This is a genomic window from Gordonia sp. BP-119 (assembly GCF_016924115.1).
GTDB classification, from domain to species: Bacteria; Actinomycetota; Actinomycetes; order Mycobacteriales; family Mycobacteriaceae; genus Gordonia; species Gordonia hongkongensis.
This window is the reverse complement of sequence record NZ_JAFFZF010000035.1, coordinates 24875-45333: the sequence shown is the minus strand read 5'-3', so window position 1 is coordinate 45333 and position 20459 is coordinate 24875. Positions and strand designations below refer to the sequence as shown.

General features: G+C 68.0%; 14 protein-coding genes. 5 read left to right on the top strand and 9 right to left on the bottom strand.

Features of this window, described 5'->3' with window-relative positions; genetic code table 11:
* Window positions 1-133 precede the first annotated feature (133 nt).
* Window positions 134-4387, top strand: coding sequence for an AMP-binding protein (locus JW364_RS18445; RefSeq protein ID WP_205333963.1), 4254 nt, complete (start codon window positions 134-136; stop codon window positions 4385-4387).
* 78 nt (window positions 4388-4465) lie between these two features.
* On the opposite strand, the gene katG is transcribed toward JW364_RS18445, so the two are convergent.
* The 3 genes from katG to JW364_RS18430 form a co-directional block, all read right to left on the bottom strand.
* Complete coding sequence (gene katG / locus JW364_RS18440; RefSeq protein ID WP_205333962.1) at window positions 4466-6691, bottom strand: catalase/peroxidase HPI; 2226 nt, start codon at window positions 6689-6691, stop codon at window positions 4466-4468.
* A gap of 46 nt (window positions 6692-6737) precedes the next feature.
* Window positions 6738-7181 carry a Fur family transcriptional regulator gene (locus JW364_RS18435; RefSeq protein WP_058249784.1) on the bottom strand — a complete coding sequence of 148 codons (444 nt, stop codon included), beginning with the start codon at window positions 7179-7181 and terminating at the stop codon, window positions 6738-6740.
* Window positions 7182-7374: 193 nt separating this feature from the next.
* Window positions 7375-8391 carry a ferritin-like domain-containing protein gene (locus JW364_RS18430; RefSeq protein ID WP_205333961.1) on the bottom strand — a complete coding sequence of 339 codons (1017 nt, stop codon included), beginning with the start codon at window positions 8389-8391 and terminating at the stop codon, window positions 7375-7377.
* A gap of 321 nt (window positions 8392-8712) precedes the next feature.
* On the opposite strand from JW364_RS18430, the gene JW364_RS18425 reads away from it, so the two are divergent.
* Together JW364_RS18425 and JW364_RS24460 are read left to right on the top strand one after the other, a co-directional pair.
* Window positions 8713-10005, top strand: a complete 1293-nt coding sequence (locus tag JW364_RS18425) for a UDP-N-acetylmuramoyl-L-alanyl-D-glutamate--2,6-diaminopimelate ligase (RefSeq protein ID WP_307814808.1) — start codon at window positions 8713-8715, stop codon at window positions 10003-10005.
* Window positions 10006-10044: 39 nt separating this feature from the next.
* The gene (locus JW364_RS24460) at window positions 10045-10176 is read left to right on the top strand and encodes a hypothetical protein (protein ID WP_264186868.1); all 132 of its coding nucleotides are present in this window, start codon (window positions 10045-10047) and stop codon (window positions 10174-10176) included.
* A gap of 8 nt (window positions 10177-10184) precedes the next feature.
* Here JW364_RS24460 and JW364_RS18420 read toward each other — a convergent pair whose 3' ends face one another.
* The 3 genes from JW364_RS18420 to JW364_RS18410 all read right to left on the bottom strand — a co-directional run bounded on the left by JW364_RS18420 (window position 10185) and on the right by JW364_RS18410 (window position 13193).
* On the bottom strand, window positions 10185-11621 hold the full coding sequence (locus JW364_RS18420) for a CHAD domain-containing protein (protein ID WP_205333960.1): 1437 nt from the start codon (window positions 11619-11621) through the stop codon (window positions 10185-10187).
* A gap of 89 nt (window positions 11622-11710) precedes the next feature.
* Window positions 11711-12607, bottom strand: coding sequence for an MBL fold metallo-hydrolase (locus JW364_RS18415; protein ID WP_068970182.1), 897 nt, complete (start codon window positions 12605-12607; stop codon window positions 11711-11713).
* Between the two features lie 31 nt (window positions 12608-12638).
* Complete coding sequence (locus JW364_RS18410) at window positions 12639-13193, bottom strand: DUF6328 family protein (protein WP_205333959.1); 555 nt, start codon at window positions 13191-13193, stop codon at window positions 12639-12641.
* Between the two features lie 198 nt (window positions 13194-13391).
* On the opposite strand from JW364_RS18410, the gene JW364_RS18405 reads away from it, so the two are divergent.
* Complete coding sequence (locus JW364_RS18405; protein WP_068970191.1) at window positions 13392-14168, top strand: DUF427 domain-containing protein; 777 nt, start codon at window positions 13392-13394, stop codon at window positions 14166-14168.
* Between the two features lie 31 nt (window positions 14169-14199).
* On the opposite strand, the gene JW364_RS18400 is transcribed toward JW364_RS18405, so the two are convergent.
* Window positions 14200-15519, bottom strand: a complete 1320-nt coding sequence (locus JW364_RS18400) for a TerD family protein (protein WP_068970184.1) — start codon at window positions 15517-15519, stop codon at window positions 14200-14202.
* A gap of 151 nt (window positions 15520-15670) precedes the next feature.
* The gene (locus JW364_RS18395) at window positions 15671-16909 is read right to left on the bottom strand and encodes a cytochrome P450 (protein ID WP_065631449.1); all 1239 of its coding nucleotides are present in this window, start codon (window positions 16907-16909) and stop codon (window positions 15671-15673) included.
* Window positions 16910-17045: 136 nt separating this feature from the next.
* On the opposite strand from JW364_RS18395, the gene JW364_RS18390 reads away from it, so the two are divergent.
* Window positions 17046-18941 carry a glycoside hydrolase family 15 protein gene (locus tag JW364_RS18390; RefSeq protein ID WP_065631421.1) on the top strand — a complete coding sequence of 632 codons (1896 nt, stop codon included), beginning with the start codon at window positions 17046-17048 and terminating at the stop codon, window positions 18939-18941.
* Between the two features lie 75 nt (window positions 18942-19016).
* Here the strand turns inward: JW364_RS18390 and JW364_RS18385 are convergent, their stop codons facing one another.
* Entirely contained in the window at window positions 19017-20417 is a 1401-nt protein-coding gene (locus JW364_RS18385) for a glucose-6-phosphate dehydrogenase (NADP(+)) (protein WP_068970185.1), read from the bottom strand.
* Window positions 20418-20459 lie beyond the last annotated feature (42 nt).

Here is a 20459-nt window from a genome sequence, read left to right as displayed (position 1 = left end):
ATGCACCGCGGACGGCGGTCGTCGTCGACCGCCGGACCTCGCATTTCAGCGTCCGTTCAACTCGGCGCACCTACGGTCGGGGCGTGATCTCCGGGCACGGCTCCACCCGACGAGGCCCAGGGGGCGATCCGCGATGACCGTGACCCGGCGCGGCCTGTGGCTCTCGCAACTGCTGCATCCCGAGGTCTCGCATGTCGTCGCGTTCGGCCTGACCCTGAGCGGCCCGCTCGATGCCGAACGACTCCACCGCACGGCCGGTGCCGTGCTCGACCACGTCGGCTGGTGCGACGTACGTCTGAGTCCTGATCGTTCGCCGGCCGACGGTCATCCGCATCCCCTGCAACCAGCCGGTTCCGGACTGGACCCGGTGGAATGCGTCGACCTGTCCACGTGTGCCGATCCGGCGGCGGCGAGCGACTCGCGCGCCCAGGATTTCCTCGATGACCCCGCCGGTGCCGACCTCGGACTGCCGTTGTTCCGCAGCGAACTGCACGTTCTCGCCCCCGACTCCCACCGATGGGTCGTGCGGGTGCACCACGTGCTCACCGACGGCGCCGGCGTCCTGCGGGTGATGGCGCACATCGCCGCTGTCTACGCGGGTACGGCGCGCCCGGACGAGTTGCGCCTCGCCGACGACCTCGAACTCGAGGCCGAAGAGGAGAGGTACCGCGACTCGCGACGCCGACAGGCCGACGAACAACACTGGGCCCGACGGCTCGACGGCCTCGCGCCGTCCTTGCTGGCCGGTTCCGTCCCGCATTTCACGTCGTCGATCGTGCGCGTCACCGAACCCCTGAGAAGTCCGCGGACCGCATCGTCGGCCGAGTTCGTCACCGCGTTCGCGGGCCTGTGCGCCCGGCTCCTCGACACCCCCGACGTGGGGCTGAGTCTCCCGGTCGCCGCACGTACCTCGGCGGCACGTCTACGGGCGGTGCAGCCCGTCTCCAACGTCGTGCCGTTGCGCCTCGACGGAATCGGGGACCGCGACGCCGGGCAGGCCCGCGTCGACGTGTCGTCGGCACTGATCGAGGCACTGCGTCACCAGCGCCACCATCGCGAGGACATGCTGCGGAACCAGCACGGGCTCAACAGCTTCGGTGCGGTGGTCAATCTCCTGCCGGGCTTCGAACCGCCCGCTGTCGACGGCTTGCACTGGGGACTCGAGGTGATGCGGACCGGACCGATCTCCGACGTCGCGGTGACCCTGCACCCCGCCGATCAGAACGGCCGCCGGGCGGTCACCTGGGAAGCCCCGGCCGCGGTCTTCGACACCGACGCGCTGGCCACTCTCGCCCGACGCTTCGACCGGCATCTGACCGCCACTCTGCGCGAACTGGACGGCGGCCCCCGGATTCCGGACGATTCGGTGTTCGTCGACGGCGAGTGGGAGCGGTTCCGGTGCCGGAGCGGTCCACCGGCACCGGCCTTCACGCCGACCGTGAGTCATCTGGAGGACCACTGGTCGTCGGATCCGGCGGCCGTGGCGATCATCGACGGTGAGGTGTCGGTGTCCCGGCGCGAGTTCGAGCGCCGGGTGACTCGCGGAACCCGCCTGCTCCTGGAAGCCGGAGTCGGGGCCGGTGACCGGGTGGCGGTGTCCATCGAGCGGTCGGCGGCCTCCGTCGTCGCGTTCTGGTCGGTGCTGTGTGCGGGCGGCGTATGGGTGCCGGTCGGCGATCCGTTCGCACCGGACGCGAGAACGAGGGATCTGCTCGATCGCTCCGGCGCCAAGGTCGGATTGTGCGTGCCGGGCGCCCCACGCCCGGGCTCGATCCGGTGGCTCGACCTCGAGCACGACGACCCCGGCTCCCCGATCGCCGATCGGTGGCCGGGTTTGGAACGCGGGCCCGACGATGCCGCCTACCTGCTGTTCACCTCGGGTTCCACCGGAACGCCCAAAGGCGTGATCATGCCCCACCGCGGCCTGCCCGCCCTGATCTCGGAGATCCGACAGACGTACGCTCTGACACCCGGGTCACGCATCCTGCACGCGTCGTCCCCGACCTTCGACACCGGGATCGTCGAGATGCTGTGCGGGGTCGTCTGTGGGGCGACCGTTGTCGTCGCGCCGAGGTCGGCACCCGGCGGTGATGCACTGGCACAGCTGATCCGACGGCATCGCGTCAGTCACCTCATCGTCACGCCGTCGGTCCTCGACACCCTGCCCCTGGATCTGGCCGACGATCTGGTGCAGGTGATCATCGGTGGCGAACCGCCGTCGCCGCGGGTGGTCGACCGCTGGTCGGGTCGCGTCCGGCTGCGGAATGCGTACGGACCCACAGAAACCCGGTGCAGCATCAACATCTCCGCTCCGCTGCTGCCGGGCGAGGCGATCACTGTGGGCCCGCCGATGGTCGGAGTCGACGAGGCGGTCCTGGATCGCCTAGGCCGGCCACAACCTCCCGGGGCGATCGGCACGCTCCACTGTGCCGGACCGCAATTGGCCGACGGCTATCTCGACGATTCGGCGTCCACTGCGGAGGCCTTCGTGCAGAGCACGTTCTCGGCCGAGGAGGTGATGTACCGGACCGGCGACCTGGCCCAGTGGACCGAGGCCGGTGAGATCCGACTGCTCGGACGCCGCGACGGACAGATCACCTTGCGGGGCTTGCGAATCGAACTCGCTGAGATCGACGCTGCGCTCGGACGATGCACCGACGTGCGGAGTTCCGCGACGATTCTGCGCGAGTTGCCGTCGGGCCGTACCGCGCTGGTGTCATTCGTCGTGCCGCAGGGCACCGGAACGGATGTCGACGCACCCGGGCTGCGTCGCGCGGTCGCCGGTGTCCTGCCGTCGTACATGGTGCCCGCGCTCGTCATCGGCATCGACGCGCTACCCCGTACCGGCAACGGCAAGCTCGACGTCGGAAAGCTGGCGGACCACCCGCTCCCCGGCCGCCGGTCGGCGCGCGGACCCGTCGGCTCGCACGAGACCCTGCTGGTTCGGGTCGTGGGCGAGGCGCTGGGCACTGATGACGTCGATCTGTTCGCCGGCTTCCTCGAGCAGGGCGGCGACTCCCTGGCGGTCATGCGGGTCGTCGGATCGCTTATCGCGGCAGGACATTCCGAGATCGGGCCCGACGACGTGCTCACCGCGCCCGACCTGAAGATTCTGGCCGAGCGGATGGTCGAGCCGGTGCGCCCGGACGTCACCGTACGGCGACCGACCGCACCGGCCGACGATCGTCCGCTCACGTCCGCAGAACGGACGGTCGAACGCGCACCGGGACACCCGCACGGGCAGCTGGTCCGCGTCGGATGGGTTCCACCCGAGACCGGGCGGCCCACCGCTCCCGAATTGCGAGACTTGCTCCGCGCGTTGGCCGATCGGCACCCCGCCCTGCGGTCGAGCTATCCGGACACCCCCGCCGGACCGGTCCAGCGGGCGCTGGCCGGCGGCGCTGACGCAGCGGTCGATGTTGCCGTGCAGGTGGTTTCGGACCCAGACCCGAACCCGGGACGCGAGAGCCTACGCGCACACGCCGAACAGATGTCGGCGTCGCTCGATGTCCGGACCGCGCCGCCGTTCTGCGTGCGGATCCTGGCGGATGCCGACGGCGGTGTGATGGCCGCGGTCGCGGTGTTCCATCACATCGCGGTCGACGGGCACTCGCTCGGAACGCTGGCCCGAGAGGCGGACCTGATCGCCCGCGGAGTGGATGTCCCCGCAATGCAACCCATCTCGCCGCGCGCACCACGCACTGACGACGACATGGACGGCCGGTCGTGGCACCAACTGCTCGGCGAGCCGCCCGCGGGGTCCTTCACCCTGGACGGGCTGGCCCCCGTCTCCTACGCGCAGTCCACGGCGGTTCGTCGCCGGGTTCTCGTCGACGCCGACGCCTACGCACGGTTCCGTGACGGTGCGTCCGAGCAGGGCATGACCCCGTTCGAGGCATTCGGAAGATCGGTGTCGGAGGCGCTCGCGCGACTGACCGGACAAGACCGGGTGATGGCGGCCACCGCGGCGTCGACGCGACCGGCGGGTGCCGAGGACACCGTGGGCGACTTCGTCGTCGCTGCGGTCACGCCGCTCGACGCCCGCGAGGACGTCCGCGACTCGGTCGAGCGCACCCGTCGGTGCATCGCTGCGGCGACCGGGCCGATGGAGGACGTGCTGGACGTACTGGGCCGGCCGGTCGTCGACGGGCGCCTCTTCCCGGTTCCGGTGCTGCTCGGCTGGACCCCGACCATCACCCGGCCGAGTGTGGGCGGTCACCTCTACGTGTTCCCGCCGCGGGCCACGCGATGGATGCTGCAGATCGAGGGCTCGCCGACCGCGCAGGGGGAGCTGCAGGTCCTGGTGACCGGCGCGGCCTCCGCGCTCACGGGGTCCCGGGTCGAGCAGGTGCTCGCCGAGGTCGTCGCGTGCCTGCGGGAACGGTGACTCGAGAATCTCACCGGCAGAGCAGAACACCCCGCGGGCAACGTGCCCGCGGGGTGCCCTCGATCGTGAGATGCCGGATCAGGCCAGATCGAACCGATCGTTGTTCGAGACCTTCACCCACGCCTTGACGAAGTCGTTGACGAAACGCTCCGCCGAGTCGTCCTGCGCGTAGACCTCGGAGAGTGCGCGCAGCTGCGAGTGCGAGCCGAACACGAGGTCGGCAGCCGTTGCCGTCCACTTCTTCTCGCCGGTGGCGCGGTCGGTTCCCTCGTAGACGTTCTCGTCGGAACCGCTCTTCCACTCGGTGTTCATGTCGATGATGTTGCGGAAGAAGTCCGTCGACAGGACGCCGGGCCGGTCGGTGAACACGCCGTGCTTGCTGCCACCGTAATTGGTGTCGAGCACGCGGAGACCACCGACGAGGACGGTCAGCTCCGGCGCGGTGAGGTCCAGCATGTAGGCACGGTCGAGGAGCAACGACTCCAGCGGAGTCTTCTCGCCGTCCTTGCTGTAGTTGCGGAACCCGTCGGCGCGCGGTTCGAGGACCTCGAACGAGTCGACGTCGGTGCTCTCCTGCGAGGCGTCCGTACGGCCGGGGGTGAACGGCACGGTGACCGGGAAACCGGCTGCCTCGGCGGCCTTCTCGATCGCCGCCGCTCCGCCGAGGATGATGATGTCGGCGAGCGAGACCTTCTTGCCGCCCGATGCCGAGTCGTTGAAGTCCTTCTGGACCTGCTCGAGTACCGGCAGCACCTTGGCGAGTTCACCGGGCTCGTTGATCTCCCAGTTCTTCTGCGGCTCGAGACGGATGCGGGCGCCGTTGGCACCGCCCCGCTTGTCGGTGCTGCGGAAGCTGGCCGCCGACGCCCACGCGGTCTTGATGAGCTGCGTCGGGGACAGCGCGTCGAGCAACGTGCCCTTGAGAGAGGTGATGTCGTCGGCGTCGATCAGTTCGTGATCGACCGCGGGCACCGGGTCCTGCCAAATCTGCGGCTCGGGAACCCACGGGCCGAGGTAACGGCTGACCGGACCCATGTCGCGGTGCAGCAGCTTGTACCACGCCTTGGCGAAGGCCTCGGCGAGCTCCTCGGGATGGTCGAGCCACCGACGGGTGATGTCGGCGTAGATGGGGGACTCGCGCAGGGCGACGTCGGTCACCAGCATGGTGGGCGCGCGACCGGGACCGCCGAACGGATCGGGGATCGTGCCTGCTCCCGCACCGTCTTTCGCGACGTACTGCCAGGCCCCCGCGGGGCTCTTGGTGAGCTCCCATTCGTAACCGTAGAGGTTCTGGAGGAACCCGTTGCCCCACTGGGTCGGGGTGGACGTCCAGACGACCTCGAGACCACTGGTGATCGTGTCCTCGGCCTTGCCCTTGCCGTAACCCGACTTCCAGCCCAGCCCCTGCTGCTCGATCGGGGCGCCCTCGGGCTCGGGCCCGATCAGGTCGGCGTCGCCGGCGCCGTGGGTCTTGCCGAAGCTGTGGCCGCCGATGATGAGTGCGGCCGTCTCCTCGTCGTTCATCGCCATGCGACCGAAGGTCTCGCGGATGTCCTCGGCGGCGGCGATCGGGTCCGGCTTGCCTTCGGGGCCTTCGGGATTGACGTAGATGAGACCCATCGTGGTGGCGCCGAGGGGCTGGGCGAGCTCACGTTCGCCGGAGTAGCGCTTGTCGGTGCCGAGCCAGGCGTCCTCCGGGCCCCAGAACACCTCCTCGGGCTCCCAGATGTCCTCGCGGCCGAAGCCGAAGCCGAAGGTCTTGAAGCCCATGGACTCCAGTGCGACGTTGCCCGCGAACACCAGCAGGTCGGCCCAGGAAAGCTTGGTGCCGTACTTCTGCTTGATGGGCCAGAGCAGACGACGGGCCTTGTCCAGGTTGGCGTTGTCCGGCCAGCTGTTCAGCGGGGCGAACCGCTGAGCGCCCTGACCGCCGCCACCGCGGCCGTCGAAGATGCGGTAGGTACCGGCGGCGTGCCAGCTCATACGGATGAACAGGCCACCGTAGTGGCCGTAGTCGGCGGGCCACCAGTCCTGCGACGTCGTCATCAGCGAGACCAGGTCGGCCTTCAGGGCCTCGACGTCGAGCTTCTCGAATTCCGTTGCGTAGTCGAAGTCCTCACCGAGCGGGTTGGACAGCGAGGAATGGGCGTGCAGGATCGAGAGGTCGATCTGCTCGGGCCACCAGTCCTTGTTGGTCAGCGGCGCATGCGCTTTCGGCTTCGGCGAGGGGATCGCCGGGTTCTCGCTCTCGCTGGCACTTGCGGTGTCGGCGTCGGAGTTGGGCGGGCGGCTGTCGGAGGTCACGACATTCCTTTCGAGGGGACTGACAGGCTGCGATCACGGGAGGTGATCAGGTCGGGGCCTTGCTGAGACAATCGGGGCACAGGCCCCAGAAGATGACCTCGGCCTCGTCGAGTGCGAAACCGTGGTCTTCTGAGGGGGTCAGGCATGGGGCTTCCCCGATTGCACAATCCACGTCGGCGATGACACCGCAGGCGCGGCAGACGACGTGGTGGTGATTGTCTCCGGTGCGAAACTCGTAGCGCGACACCGAACCCGAGGGCTGGATGCGGCGGATGAGCCCGCGCTCGGTCAGGGCGTGCAGCACATCGTAGACGGCCTGACGTGAGACGGTGGGCAGGGTTTCGCGTACCGCGTGATAGATGGTGTCCGTGTCGGCATGCGGGTGCTTGTCGACGGCGGCCATCACCGTCACCCGAGGCTGGGTGACACGAAGATCTGCGGCCCGGAGTTGCTGGGCGTGGTCCGATGTCGATGCCACGTCCCCCACCATAGGGGCGTCACCGCCACTTCGCACGGTTTTTCTGGATCTGATCCAAATTCGTGCAAGAGCGGGTGGGACCCCGCGCAGTTGTCGTGTCTCGTTGCGTCTGGCGCCACGTCTCGCGACATCTGCAGATGCTTCCGACAGGCCGACGGCCGCCATCAGGTCGATGGCGGCCGTCGGGGTCGGTCGGTTCGGCAGATCAGCTGTCGATGCCGACCAGGTCCTTGGCGATCTCGGCGAAGCGGATCTCGATCGCGGAGACCACGCGCTGGCGGTTCTTGTGTGCCTCCTCGTAGGCGAGGGTGACCCGCAGGTCGGCCGGCTTGGTCAACTCCTTGACCGCGGCCACCGCGTCGGTGACGTTGAGGTCGACGTAGCCCTCGATCGGGAGGTCTTCCGCCTCAACGGTTCCGGTGATCTCGCGGAGCTGGTGGAGCGCGTCGGCGGCACCCTCGGCGCCGCTGTCACGGGCACTGTCCTCGACTGCCTCGAGTGCGGCGTCACGGCCGGCGGCCACGGTCTTCGACACCGCTGCGCCGGCGTTGCTGACGGCGTCACCGGCTCGCGAGGCGGTCTCGGTCGCGTCGTCGACTGCTCGTCCGAACCGGCTGCGCAGGGTCTCCACGGGGTCGGGGAGCTGGCGGGCGAACTCGGCGGTGCGGTCGATCGCCCACGATGCGCCGAGCGCCGGGGCGGTCAAGGCTCGCGCGGCGAGGCCGCTCGCCCACTGCGACGGGCCGCGACGCAGTGCGGCCGGGCCGCCGAGAGCCTCTTCGGCGAGAACCGTCGTGAGCCAGTGGACGGTCGCCGTGTGGGCGTCGATGAGCTTGTCGGCCAGGCCGACGAGTGATTGGTCATCCTGGCCGGTGGCCAGTGCCTTCAGGTACGTGGCGCGTGCCACGAGCCGCTGCTCGAGTGCGAGGTCATCGAGCAGGGCCTCGTCGAGCGGTTGGGTCTGCTCGGCCAGCGTCTTGGCGACGGCACCGACGCGGCCGAGTACCGGCCGGACGACGTCGACGAGTCCGCCGCGGTCACGCAGGGCGGTCTCGATGGTGAGTGCGCGCTCGCGGGCGTTCTCGGCGTTCTGGGCCAGTTCCTTGCGGATCGCGTCGGTACGGGCCTGGGCCTGCCGGGTCTCGGCGATCTGGATCTCGGTGTGCGTCAACGCGAGGATCGCGCGAAGTTGCTGGTGAACGGTGGTGGTGGAAACGGTCATCGGTTCTTGCTCCCCTCTTGAGCGGGTTGGATCGGCTACACCCCGAGTGTTGCCACGACGAGGGCAGATGTAACACCCCGGTGTGAATCAACCCGGCGCGCCGACTCGAATGCGTTGAGCCACAGCGGGTTCTACAAATTGTGAGGAGCGTCACAACGGTCTACGAGAGCGTGCGCTATGACCGTTTGCCGAGATTTGTGTGGTAGCGGGCCTGCGTCGGGCCCGTACGTCGAGGTTTGGATTCGCCCTCGTCACGGGTACGTCGCGGCGATGGACCCGAAGCGGCGTGTTCGCCACGCGGACCCCGACCCGGGATCCGGAGTGACGGTCGCGCAGATCGCCGACCACCTCGACACCGCCATCCTCGGCGACCTCACAGCCGGGTCGACGGTGGTCCGCGACATCGACGACGATTCCCGCACGATCCGTCCCGGGGACGCGTACCTGGCCATCCCGGGCCGCCGCTGGCACGGACTCGACTTCGAGCGGGACGTGGCCGCGGCCGGTGCCGTCCTCGTGATCAGCGACCGCCCGTCGTCGGTCCTGCCTTCTCTGGTCGTCGACGAACCTCGCCGCATCATGGGGCCGCTGACCTCGTGGTTCCACGGTGAACCATCACGTGATCTGCGGATCTTCGGTGTCACCGGCACGAACGGCAAGACCAGCACGACCCACTTCGTCGATGCGGCCCTCGCGGCGACGGGGGAGGCGGGCGGGCTCATCTCCGGTGCGCGGATCCGGGGCCCCGGGTACGACGTCGTCCCCGCCCGCACGACGCCGGAGGCGTCCATGCTGCAGCGGACCCTGGCGACCTTCCGACGCCACGGCGTCACCTGCTGCGCGATGGAGGTCTCCTCGCATGCGATCGATCAGGGAAGGGTCGACGGCACCGCATTCCGCGTGATGGCGTTCACCAACCTGTCCGACGACCACCTCGACTATCACGAGTCGATGGAGGGCTACTTCGCGACCAAGGCCGCGATGTTCACGCCTGAGCGGACGCAGATCGCAGTGGTCGACATCGACGACCACTGGGGTGTGCGTCTGGCTGCCGGGACCACGACGGAGACCTGGACGTGCTCGACTCGACGCACGGACGCCGACGTCGTCGCCACCGACATCCGGGCCGGGCGTCTCAGCGCCGAATTTACCGTCCACACGCCACACGGGCGATCCCGGGTCGGGCTGCAGGTGTTGGGGCCTCACCAGGTCGGCAACGCTCTACTGGCGCTCACCGCCGTGGTGGCGGACGGCGTCGACCTCGCCGCTGCGGCCGAGGGCGTCTCCTCGGTGACCGGCATCGCCGGACGGTGCGAACCCGTGCATGCCGGACAGCCGTATCGCGCGATCGTGGACTACATGCACAACACGGCGGGACAACACGCGATGTTCCCCTACCTGTGGTCGTTGACGGAGGACGGTCGGCTCATCGCCGTGGTCGGGGCAACCGGCGGACGCGATCCAGGGAAACGAGAACCACTGGGACAGGTCGCGGCGCGTTACGCGGACGTCGTGATCGTCACCGACGAGAGCCCCGAGGACGAGGACCCCGGCGAGATCAGGGCCAGTGTGCTGCGCGGCGCGCACCGGGAAGCGTCGGCGGTCGTCATCTAGGAACCCGACCGGCGGAGCGCATTCTCGACGGCCACGTCCATGGCCGGTGACCGCAACGTGGTCGTGATCACCGGCCGGGGCAGCGACACCTTCCGCAGGTACGGGACCGAGACGTCGTTCTTCGACGATCACACCGAGTTACGGCGCGCGATCCTCGACACGTCGAACTGAACGGGCGATCACTTCTTGCCGGACAGAACGGCGTCGCGGGCCGCGGCGGCCGCATGGAGCTCGCGCTGATACAGGATTCCGTAGGTGAAACCGTTCTCGCCCTTGCGGATTCCCGCGGCAGCGCCCAGTTCCCGCAGGGCGCGGGCGGCAACGGCGGCATCCTGGTGTTCCCCCAGGACGGTCTGGATCTTCTTGTAGCGCTTGGCCTGCGCACGACCGATCGACCCGACGACGGGCGTGGCCAGCTCACCGGCGTAACGGGCCCGCTTGGCCGCCTTGCGCGCCCGATGCAGATCTTCCTCGTGCCCGGAGGCGAGGGCTTGCTTCAACCGCTTGTCCGCCTTGCGCGCCGCGCGGGTGGCGATCTGACGGACCTGCTTCTTCGAGATCTGGTCGTCGACGAGCGGGACTGCCTCGTTCCAGGTCGTGAGGGTCGACAGCAGCCGACGATACCGGTCCGATGTCATCTCGGCGGCGACGTTCTCTCGATGGTGATGCTGCTGAGCGGAGAGTTTTTCCTCGATCCGGGCCGCCACCGGTCCGAGCACCAGCTCGTCGGGCAGTTCGGCGAGGGCAGTGGCGAATCGTGCGCGCAGGACCTCCCGGTCGCGCACCTCGCCGAGAACCCCTGCGAACCAACGCAGTTCGTCGTCGAGTCCCACGAGGTCGCTCGGCTCGAACAGCGGTGCCGCGGTCCGCAGCGTGCTCCGGAGACGGCGGATGGCGACGCGAACGCCGTGCACCGGGTTCTCACCGCGACGCAGCGCGACATCGCCGGCGAAGATGGTCGCGATCTGCTCGTGGACGTAGTCCAGTGCGGCGGCAGCGGCCGGCGACGCCGAGCCGGCTCGGTGCGGTGCCTCGTGACCGATGGCGCGCTCGTACGTCGACGACGCCGACGCCGGACGCGCGCCGGCCCCGACCATCCGTTTGCGTACACCCTTGGGCACCGCATCCGACGACGCGGAGCGCACCGCGACCTCGCGCCAGGACGTGGCGGTGGCGACCGGGCCGGCGGCGGTGGCGGAGACGGTGTCGTCGATCACCTCGTAATCCGTCTCACCGTTCGCGTCGAGATGGCGGTGGCGGGTTCGGTGCGTGTGGACGATCGCCGCGACGCGAAGCGGTTTGCCGCCGCTCAGCCCCCAGAGGGCATCGGCGATCGTCGGCGGAACGGCCGTCGAGGGGGCGTCGATTCGTTCGGTGATGACCTCACCGGGGGAGGGGGTGACGACCCGCCAGCCGGCCGGACGCTCGTCCCCGTCGTCCCCGTCGACGTAGACGACCGTGGTGCCGTGCGCGAGCAGGTCCCGGTCCTCGGTGTCGTAGTACGTGTCGCTGAAATCCGTCGACGTGATCTCGACGTCGCCGGGGTCTCCGAGGTCGGGGATGGCGCTGTCCAGACCGAAATCCCAAGTGTCCGCGCGGGTGGTGTCGGTGTGCACTCCTCGCTCCTCACTCTCGCTGTGTCGCTGACACACCGAGGGTGTCCGAATCGGACATTCGGTAAACGTCGCGGAGCGGAACGATCGCCCTACGAGCGGTGGTAGACGCCGTCCTCGGAACGCGTGACCTGGCCGTGGCGCACGAGCCGTTCGAGGTGGAGTTCGGCTGTCCGTTTCTCCACCGCGTCGACGAAGGGCAGCTGGACATGCGGGCGATACACCAGCCGCTCGGTGGCGATCCCCTCGACCGTGAGTGGGCGGCGCAGCAACTCCAGCAGGCGTTCCTCGCGTCGATGGATGACGGCCTCGTAGTCGGCGAGACGTGATCGGAATTCGTCGGCGCCGGTGACCACGCCCTTCTGATGGAAGGTGCCGTACCAGCGGGCATCGATGTCGCGTACTCGCGCAATCGACGCGAGATAGTCGTCTACGCTGCTCCCCAGGTCGCCGTACATCGGTCCGAACGAGGTGAGGTCGATGTCGGCGAGATAGAGAAAGCCCGTGGGTTCGACGAGGATGCCGGAATGCCCGGCGGTGTGCCCGGGCAGGTGGACGACCGTCGCGGTGACCCCGCCGAGTTCGAAGGCGTGTCCGTCCTCGACCCCGGCGGCCTCGGGGAAGCCGGACGTCAACCGGAAGGTGTCGCCGATCTGGGCGTCGACGCCGGCCCTCTCCTCGTCGGTCAGTCCGTAGTTGTCGAGAAGGACCTGCAGGGATCGCACGCCATCGACGTCGGCGTGATGGGCGAACTTGTCCGCGGAGAAGTACCGGAGGCCAGCGATGTGGTCCTCGTGTGCGTGACTGATCATCACCGCGTCGGGTTGCACCGGGTCGTGGTCGACCTCGAGGGAGGGATCGACCACCAGGGTCCCGGCGGAGCCGCGGACCACGACCGTGTTGCCGTAAGGAAACGCACCGCCATGCGCCGACGCGAGCACGGTCACCTGGTCGAAGTGTTCTTCGATGAAACTCGGCGCGAGGGTCACGTCGTCTGCGTACCGCGGCGGGGGAACGCTGTCAACGGCGGGGGTCGTCGACGGAGTCATCCCGCGCGCCGGTCACTGCGCGGAGCCACAGCGGCACGATCAGCCACGCGAGGGAGAACGTCACGAGGGTGACGATGCCCGCGATCGCCGACGGAACCGGTCCGGCGGTCGCTCCGAAGACGACGGTGACCGCACCGGACAGCGCCAGGCCGAGCAGGGTGAGGCCGGCGAAAGCCAGGTAATGCGCGTAGGTGACGATCAGCGCGAGCTGGTGCTGACGGAACAGGGCCCGGTGCAGCGCCACGGGCGCCGCCAGGAGGATCGCGGCGCCCACGGCACACGACACCGTGATCAGGTAGATCACTCGCAACGTGCCGCCGAGCTCTTCGAAACCGTCATGGAAGGGCAGCGTGAGTAGGAATCCGGTGAGGATCTGCACGCCGGTCTGCACGACCCGCAGCTCTTGCAGCAGCGAATTCCAGTTGCGATCCAGGCGTTGGGTTTCCGTTTCGTCGCGCTGGGCGTGATTCCACGCGGCGTCGCCGGACCCGGGTCTGGTGGGGTCGAGGTCCGACGGGCTGGTCATCTGCTCATCGTCGCACCACGGGGTTTCGTCGAGCGGTGCCTTCGCGTCTCGAAGCGGTTACTGCGCCGGGGCGGGTTCCCGCCGTCGTCACCAGATGTCCGCCCACGACGGAGCCGAACGGTTGACCGATCACGACCGGCGATGCAAAAGCCCGATCTGGCCTGGCGCGCGCGGCGTGACCGGAGGACCATCGGTCACATGGCCACGTCGATGGATGAGTTCACGATGTCCCAGCTGGGTTCACTGCGCTGGGCGGACATGCGGCGACGGGTGCGCGCGCTGGTCGACGGAGAAGTCGTCGTCGACTCCGCGAGGGCCATCCAGGTGTGGGAGCCCTACCGGGTGGTCGGATGCTATGCGGTGCCCGTCTCCGATGTCGTTGCGCCGCTGACCGATGCACAGTCAGTCGACGCCGCCGACGACCACGGACCGATCCTGACACCGGTCGATCCCTTCGACGTGCACACGACGCCCGGTACGACCTGCGACCTCGTGGCCGGCGGACGGACGCTGGCCGGCGCCGCGTTCCGTCCGGACGATGCCGATCTCGCCGGCCACGTCCTGCTGGACTGGTCGGGCTTCGACGAGTGGCGCGAAGAGGAACAGACGGCGGTCGGTCATCCGCACGATCCGTTCCAGCGCATCGACTGCCTCGACACCGGCAGACATGTGATGGTGACGGTGGGAGGATCGGTCCTGGCGGACAGTCGACGCCCGACCCTGCTGCTCGAAACCCACCTGCCGCCCCGACACTATCTGCCGCGCGAGGACGTCCGGATGGATCTACTCGTGCCGTCGGACACGGTCACGGTCTGCGCGTACAAGGGCGAGGCAACCTACTGGTCGGCCGTCGTCGGCGACGAGGTCATCCCTGATGTGGCATGGACCTACACCGATCCGCTCACCGACGCCGAGCCCGTCCGGGACCTCATCTGCTTCTACGACGAGCGGGTCGATCTGACCGTCGAAAGGTGAACAGCCGAAACCGAATCGGTCCTCTCGACGGTCAGAGTTCACCGTCGTAGCGGTCCAGACCGGACCCGCTGTTCTTCTTGCTGCGTCCGGTCGGCGCCTCCTTGGCGCTGCGCACCCACTTCCCGGTGCGGTCGAGCGTGGGCATCCGCTCGGAGAAGAACTTGCTGTAGCGGGTCGTTCCGTCGACCTTCAACACACCGTCCTGCACGTCGATGTGTGCGACCGTCGCCCAGAACGAGTTCTTGCCGTTGCCGACATGGATGAGGATCTCGTCGCTGTCCGGCCCGGGCAGACCGTCCTTGCCCGGTCTGCCGTATCGAATCGCCACTCTGGGCCTGCCGAACTTGTCGATCGCGCCGGCTCCGTTGTCGACGGATTGGTAGACGTTGACGAGGAGATCGCCGTTCTCCTTCGGCAGGACCGTGACCTGCTCGACGGCGGGCTTGTTGCCTCGCCCTGGACCGCGGCTGTCCCCGTGGTGCTCGATGAAGGGCCAACTCCGCAAATCGCCGCGATGCGCCTTCTCGCCACTGATGACCACGTACCGATGAGCGACCTCGTCACGGCAGAAGAAGTACACGTCGAGGTCACCCTTGCCGTACTTCGTCACCCGACCGTCGGCCCCGTACTCCGCGCCCCGTCCGTCCCACTCGAGGCCCACGGTGAGAACCCAGTCCGACGACCCTTTGCGCAGGTCGATCGACGCGGTCTTGTCGCGGGAGTCCTTCGTGATGGAGACCTTGACCTTCGAAAGATTGGCCGGCGGTGCTGCCGAAACCTCCTGCGGCGACTCCGGAACCTGCTGCGGCACAGCGTTCACCGGGGCGCCGGTTGTTGAAGCGGCGAGCTCGGGCGGTTGTTCCGGTGCGTCGTCGACGGTGATCCCGAAGTCGGTGGCGAATGCCGCCAGCCCCTGGCTGTAGCCCTGCCCGATCGCGTCGAGCTTCCACTGTCCGTTCCGGCGGTAGAACCCCACCAGCTGCAGGACGGTCTCGGTTCCGGGATCCGGTGGCGTGAACGTCCACGTGCCCGAACCCGAGATGGTCGCCGTCAGCGAGCCGATCTGCTCGAATGTCTTGTGCTGCGCCTCGGTACTCGCCGCGACGACGATCCGTTCGACGTCGGCGGGCACCGACGTCAGGTCGACTGCACACGAACTCGGCCCTCGGAGCCGGACTCCGGAGGAACTCGGGTTGTTGAAGAAGATCAGGTCGTCGTCGGTGCGGACCTTGTCGGCGGCCGTCAGGAGCACGGCGATGAGATCGACGTCGCCGGGCCACGCGCTCGCGATCTCGACGAGGTGCGCGGTCGTACTTAGGGTGGTCTTGGAGCCCTTCGTGAGCTCGTGCACAACTACTCCTCGAGATGGTGGCCGGACAGTCCCGATGGTAAGCGAGGTGCCGCCCCCTGGCGCATCGCCGACCGATCGGGATCCCGGTCTGTCGACTGTCGGAATGACGCTCCGCCACAACGCTTGTCCGGTGCGCGAATCCGAGGACAGCTCAGCGCAGTGAATACCTGATCGGCAGGTGCTTGAGACCGCCGACGAACACTGTTGCGGCCAGTTCTGGCGTCCCGGCCAGTTCGATGGAGTCGAGCCGCGGGATCAGTTCGGCGAAGAAGCTCCGCATCTCCATCCGGGCCAGAGCGGCGCCGAGACAGAAGTGGACGCCGTAGCCGAACGACAGATGCTTGTTGGGGAACCGGCCGATGTCGAAGGTGAACGGGTCGTCGAAGACCTCCTCGTCCCGATTGCCCGACGTGTAGGCGAGATAGACGGATTCGCCCTTGGCGATGGGCACACCTCGCACCGAGGTGTCCTCGGCAGCGGTGCGCATGAACTCCTTGACCGGTGTGGTCCACCGGATCATCTCCTCGACCGCGGTCCCCACGAGTTCGGGCTCGCGTCGAAGTCGTTCGAGTTCACCGGGGTTCTCGATCAGCGCCCGGAGGCCGCCGGAGATGGCGTCCTTGGTGGTGTCGTGCCCGGCGCTGGCCACGATCACGTAGTACGACGCGGTGTCGACGTCGGACAGGGGCTCGCCGTCGATGAGGCCGTTGGCGATGGCGGACGCCAGGTCGTCCGTGGGGTGCGCGCGGCGTGATGCGGTGAGTTCGCTGAAGTAGGCGAAGAAGTCCAGCAGTGTCGCCATCCGCTCCTCGAGCGTTGCTCCGCGCCGGTATTCGACGTCGTCGGCGCCGAACAACTCCTGCGTGAGCTGATGCATCCGCGGGAAGTCCTCCTCGGGGAGGCCCAGCAGCGACAGGATCACATACAGCGGGAAGCCGACCGCGATCTCCTCGACGAAGTCGCACTCGGGTCCGATGTCGCGCATCCTGTCGACGTAGCGCTTCGCGAGCTCGTCGACGCGGGTCTGTAGGTCGCGCAGGGCTTTCGGACGAAACCAGTCGGCGCCGATGGCGCGGACCTTGCGGTGGTGCGGGTCGTCCATGTGGATCAGGGTGCGCAGTCCGGCACCGGACTCCAGCTGAGCACGTGCCACATCGTCGGCGGCGGCGGTGGTCAACACCGGACGCGGTTCGCTCAGCCACAGGTTGTTGTCGCGCTCGATGTCCATGATGTCGGCGTGCTTGGTGATCGCGAAGAACGGCCGGTAGGGGCCGTGGTCGACACGCGGTACCGGATTGTGTGCCCGCAGGTGGGCCATCGCGGCGTTCAGTCGCGGCTCGTCGGCGTAGGCCTTGGCGTCGGCGAAGACGTTGGCGGCGTCGTCGGTCATGCTCGTGTCCACGCTGCTTGTCGGCACCGTTGTCCTTCCGTCGAGGGTCGATCGCTGTCGAGTGTCCGGTATCGGCGGGTTTCAGACCGGCGTATTGGGGAACCCGGTCGCCCATCCGAGATCAGGCAGGCACCGAATGGCCGGCATGAGCACCCCTTCCGAATCAGGCGAGGACGCGGCTGCGACGGCTCGATGCGACGGCGCGACGACGGCCGACGCCACCGGTGACTATCTGCCGATCGCCGACCACGGTGTCATCGGGGACCTGCGTACCGCGGCCGTCGTGGGAGTCGACGGGCGGATCGACTGGTTCTGTTGTCCGCGGTTCGACTCGCCGAGTGTGTTCGGTTCGTTGCTCGACGCCCGCCGCGGCGGTGCCTGGACCGTGGAACCCATCGACGGAGAGGTCACCACGCGGCAGTTCTACCTCCCCGACTCCAACGTGCTCGTCACCCGCTTCCTGAGCGAGGACGGCGTCGCCGAGGTCCAGGACCTCATGCCGATCGCGCGCCCGCACGATCCTGAACATCGCACGCGGATCATCCGTCGGGTCTCCTGCGTGCGCGGCTCCGTGGAGTTCCGCGTGACGGTTGCGCCGCGGTTCGATTACGGGCGCCAGGCGCACACCGTCGTCGTCGAGGACGAACGCCGACTCCGTTTCGAGACCGACGATCTGGTGCTGCATCTCGCGTCGACGATCGATGTCGACACCGTCGACGACCGGGATGCACAGGCCCACTTCACCGTCGAGACCGGTCAGTGCGTGACGTTCGTCCTCGCCCCCGACCCCATCGGGTCGGAAGTGCTCGACCACGACAGTTCTCCCGCGGTCGTCGCCGCGACGGTCGCATTCTGGCAGGACTGGGTCTCGCGCTCCTCCTACACGGGCCGATGGCGGGAGATGGTGCACCGGTCGGCGCTCACGCTCAAACTGCTCACGCACGAACCGTCGGGGGCGGTGGTGTCCGCGGTGACCGCCGCGCTTCCCGAAGAGATCGGCGGCGAACGGAACTGGGATTACCGCTACGTGTGGATCCGCGATGCCGCCTTCACGCTCTACGCGCTACTGCGGCTGGGTTTCACCGACGAGGCGGGCGCCTTCATGGACTGGCTGACCTGCCGGTTCGACGATGGCGCCGATGAAGCGGGGGATCTGGGGCCGCTGCGGTTGATGTACACCGTCGACGGGGATCCGCCGCCGAAGGAGACCGAACTCGACCACTGGGAGGGTTACCGTCAGACCTCGCCGGTATTGGTCGGAAACGCCGCCGCCGACCAGCTCCAGCTGGACATCTACGGCGAGCTCATCGACTCGGTGTACTTGTACAACAAGTACGGACCGGGGATCTCCTATGGGTCCTGGACGCATCTGTGCACGGTGGCCGGATGGCTCGTCGACAACTGGGATCGTCCGGACCAGAGCATCTGGGAGGTGCGGAGCAAGCCGCAGGACTACGTCTACTCGCGAGTGATGTCGTGGGTGGCCCTCGAGCGGATGATCCGGATGAGTCGGCAGCGCGGTCTACCGGGCGACGTCGCCGGTTGGATGAAGGCCCGCGACGACATCTTCCTGCAGATCATGGAGCGGGGCTGGAACGATGACGTGGGGGCCTTCGTCCAGACGCTCGACTCCGATCGGCTCGACGCCGCGCTGTTGCTCATCCCCGCCGTGAAGTTGTTGTCGCCCACCGATGATCGGTTCCTCCGCACGCTCGAGCGGATCGAGGAAGAACTGGTGAGCGACTCCCTGGTGTTCCGGTACGACACCGACGGCGGGCACGACGGGCTCGACGGTGCCGAGGGGACGTTCTCCCTGTGCTCGTTCTGGTATGTCGAAGCACTCACCCGGGTCGGCCGCCTGGCCGACGCCCGGCTGGCGCTGGAGAAGATGTTCACCCACGCCAATCACCTCGGCCTCTATGCCGAGCAGGTCGGACTCACCGGCGAACAACTCGGCAACATGCCGCAGGCGTTCACCCACCTCGCACTCATCAGCGCGGCCATCAATCTCGATAGACGGCTTGGTGATTGAACTGAGCGCCACGGGATCCGGTTGCGCTTTGTGCCGGTAACCGGGACAAACCACAACCGGATCTCATGTCCGCGTTCAGATCCAGCCGGACCCGCCGCACAGGTCGTCGGCGGCCGCGGGGCCGGTCGATCCAGCCGCATACGGTTGCGGCGCCGGCGGATTCGCCAGCACCGGTGCGGCCACCTCCCACACATGCGCGAGGCCGTCGGGTCGGGTGAACAGCGACCGATCGCCGCGCAGCACGTCGACGATGAGTCGGGCATAGGGCGACAGGCCGTCGGCCACCTTGTCGAGCTGTTCGGTCATGTGGGCGACGGAGAGGTCGGTGCCCGAACCGGGTTCCTTGACGGTGACCGCCAGATCGATGGCACCATCGCCGGCCAGATCGAAGGTCAGCACGGTGCCGTCCTCAGGGGTATCGGTCAGCGGACCGTCGGCGGGGGAGCGGAACACGAGGCTGAGTCGCTGGGAGCTGTGGTCGAGCATCTTGCCGGTCCGCAGCAGGAACGGGACGCCGTGCCAGCGGTTGGTGTCGACCCACAGGCGGACTGCCGCGAACGTCTCGGTGGTGGAGTCCGCGGGGATGCCGTCGGTGTCGCGGTACCCCTCGTACTGGCCGAAGACCACCTCGGTGGGGTCCAGCGGCCGGAACGCCGCGATGACCGACTCCCGCGCGTCGAGCAGGTCGTCGGCGCCGAGCGACACCGGGGGTTCCATCGCGACTTCGGCCGCCACCTGGAACAGGTGGGTGACGATCATGTCCAGGAATGCGCCGGTGGCGTCGTAGAAGGCGGCGCGGTCGGCGATGTCGAGGGTCTCCGGGACGTCGATCTGGACTTCTGCCACGTGTTCGCGGTTCCACACCCCCGAGAACAACCCGTTGGCAAAACGGAGGACGTGAAGGTTCTGGGTGCTCTCCTTCCCCAGAAAGTGGTCGATCCGGTAGATCTGCTTCTCGTCCAGGGATTCGTGGACCGCCTTGTCGAGAGTCCGGAAGCCGTCGGGGGACGTACCGAACGGCTTCTCGTAGACGACTCGGGATCCCTTCGCAAGATCGTGCGCGGCAATGGCTTTCGTGTAGTCGACGAAGGTGGTCGGTGGGAGGGCCAGATAGTGGACCAGTTGAGCACCGTCGCCGACGGCGTCACGGGCCGCGTCGATCACCTCTGGCAGACGGCCGGGGTCGTCGACGGTGAACCCGCCGCCGGCGAAGCGGATGGTCTCGGCGAACGCTTCCCATTCGTCCGATGACACCGACCCGTCCGGACCGAACTCCTCGATCGCGTCCTTCACATGTTGCCGGAATTCATCGTCGGTCCGGTCGCCGCGTCCGTTGCCGATCAGCTGCCATCCGTCGGGGAGCAGGTCTCGCCGGTGGAGTTCGTACAGCGACGGCAGGACCATCCGCTTGGCGAGGTCGCCCGTCGACCCGAAGAGGATGAAGATCACCGGCCCGGTGGAGTTGTCTGTGGTCACTCAATCCATATTGCGCGAACAGATGTGCAGAGTGCGGGATGT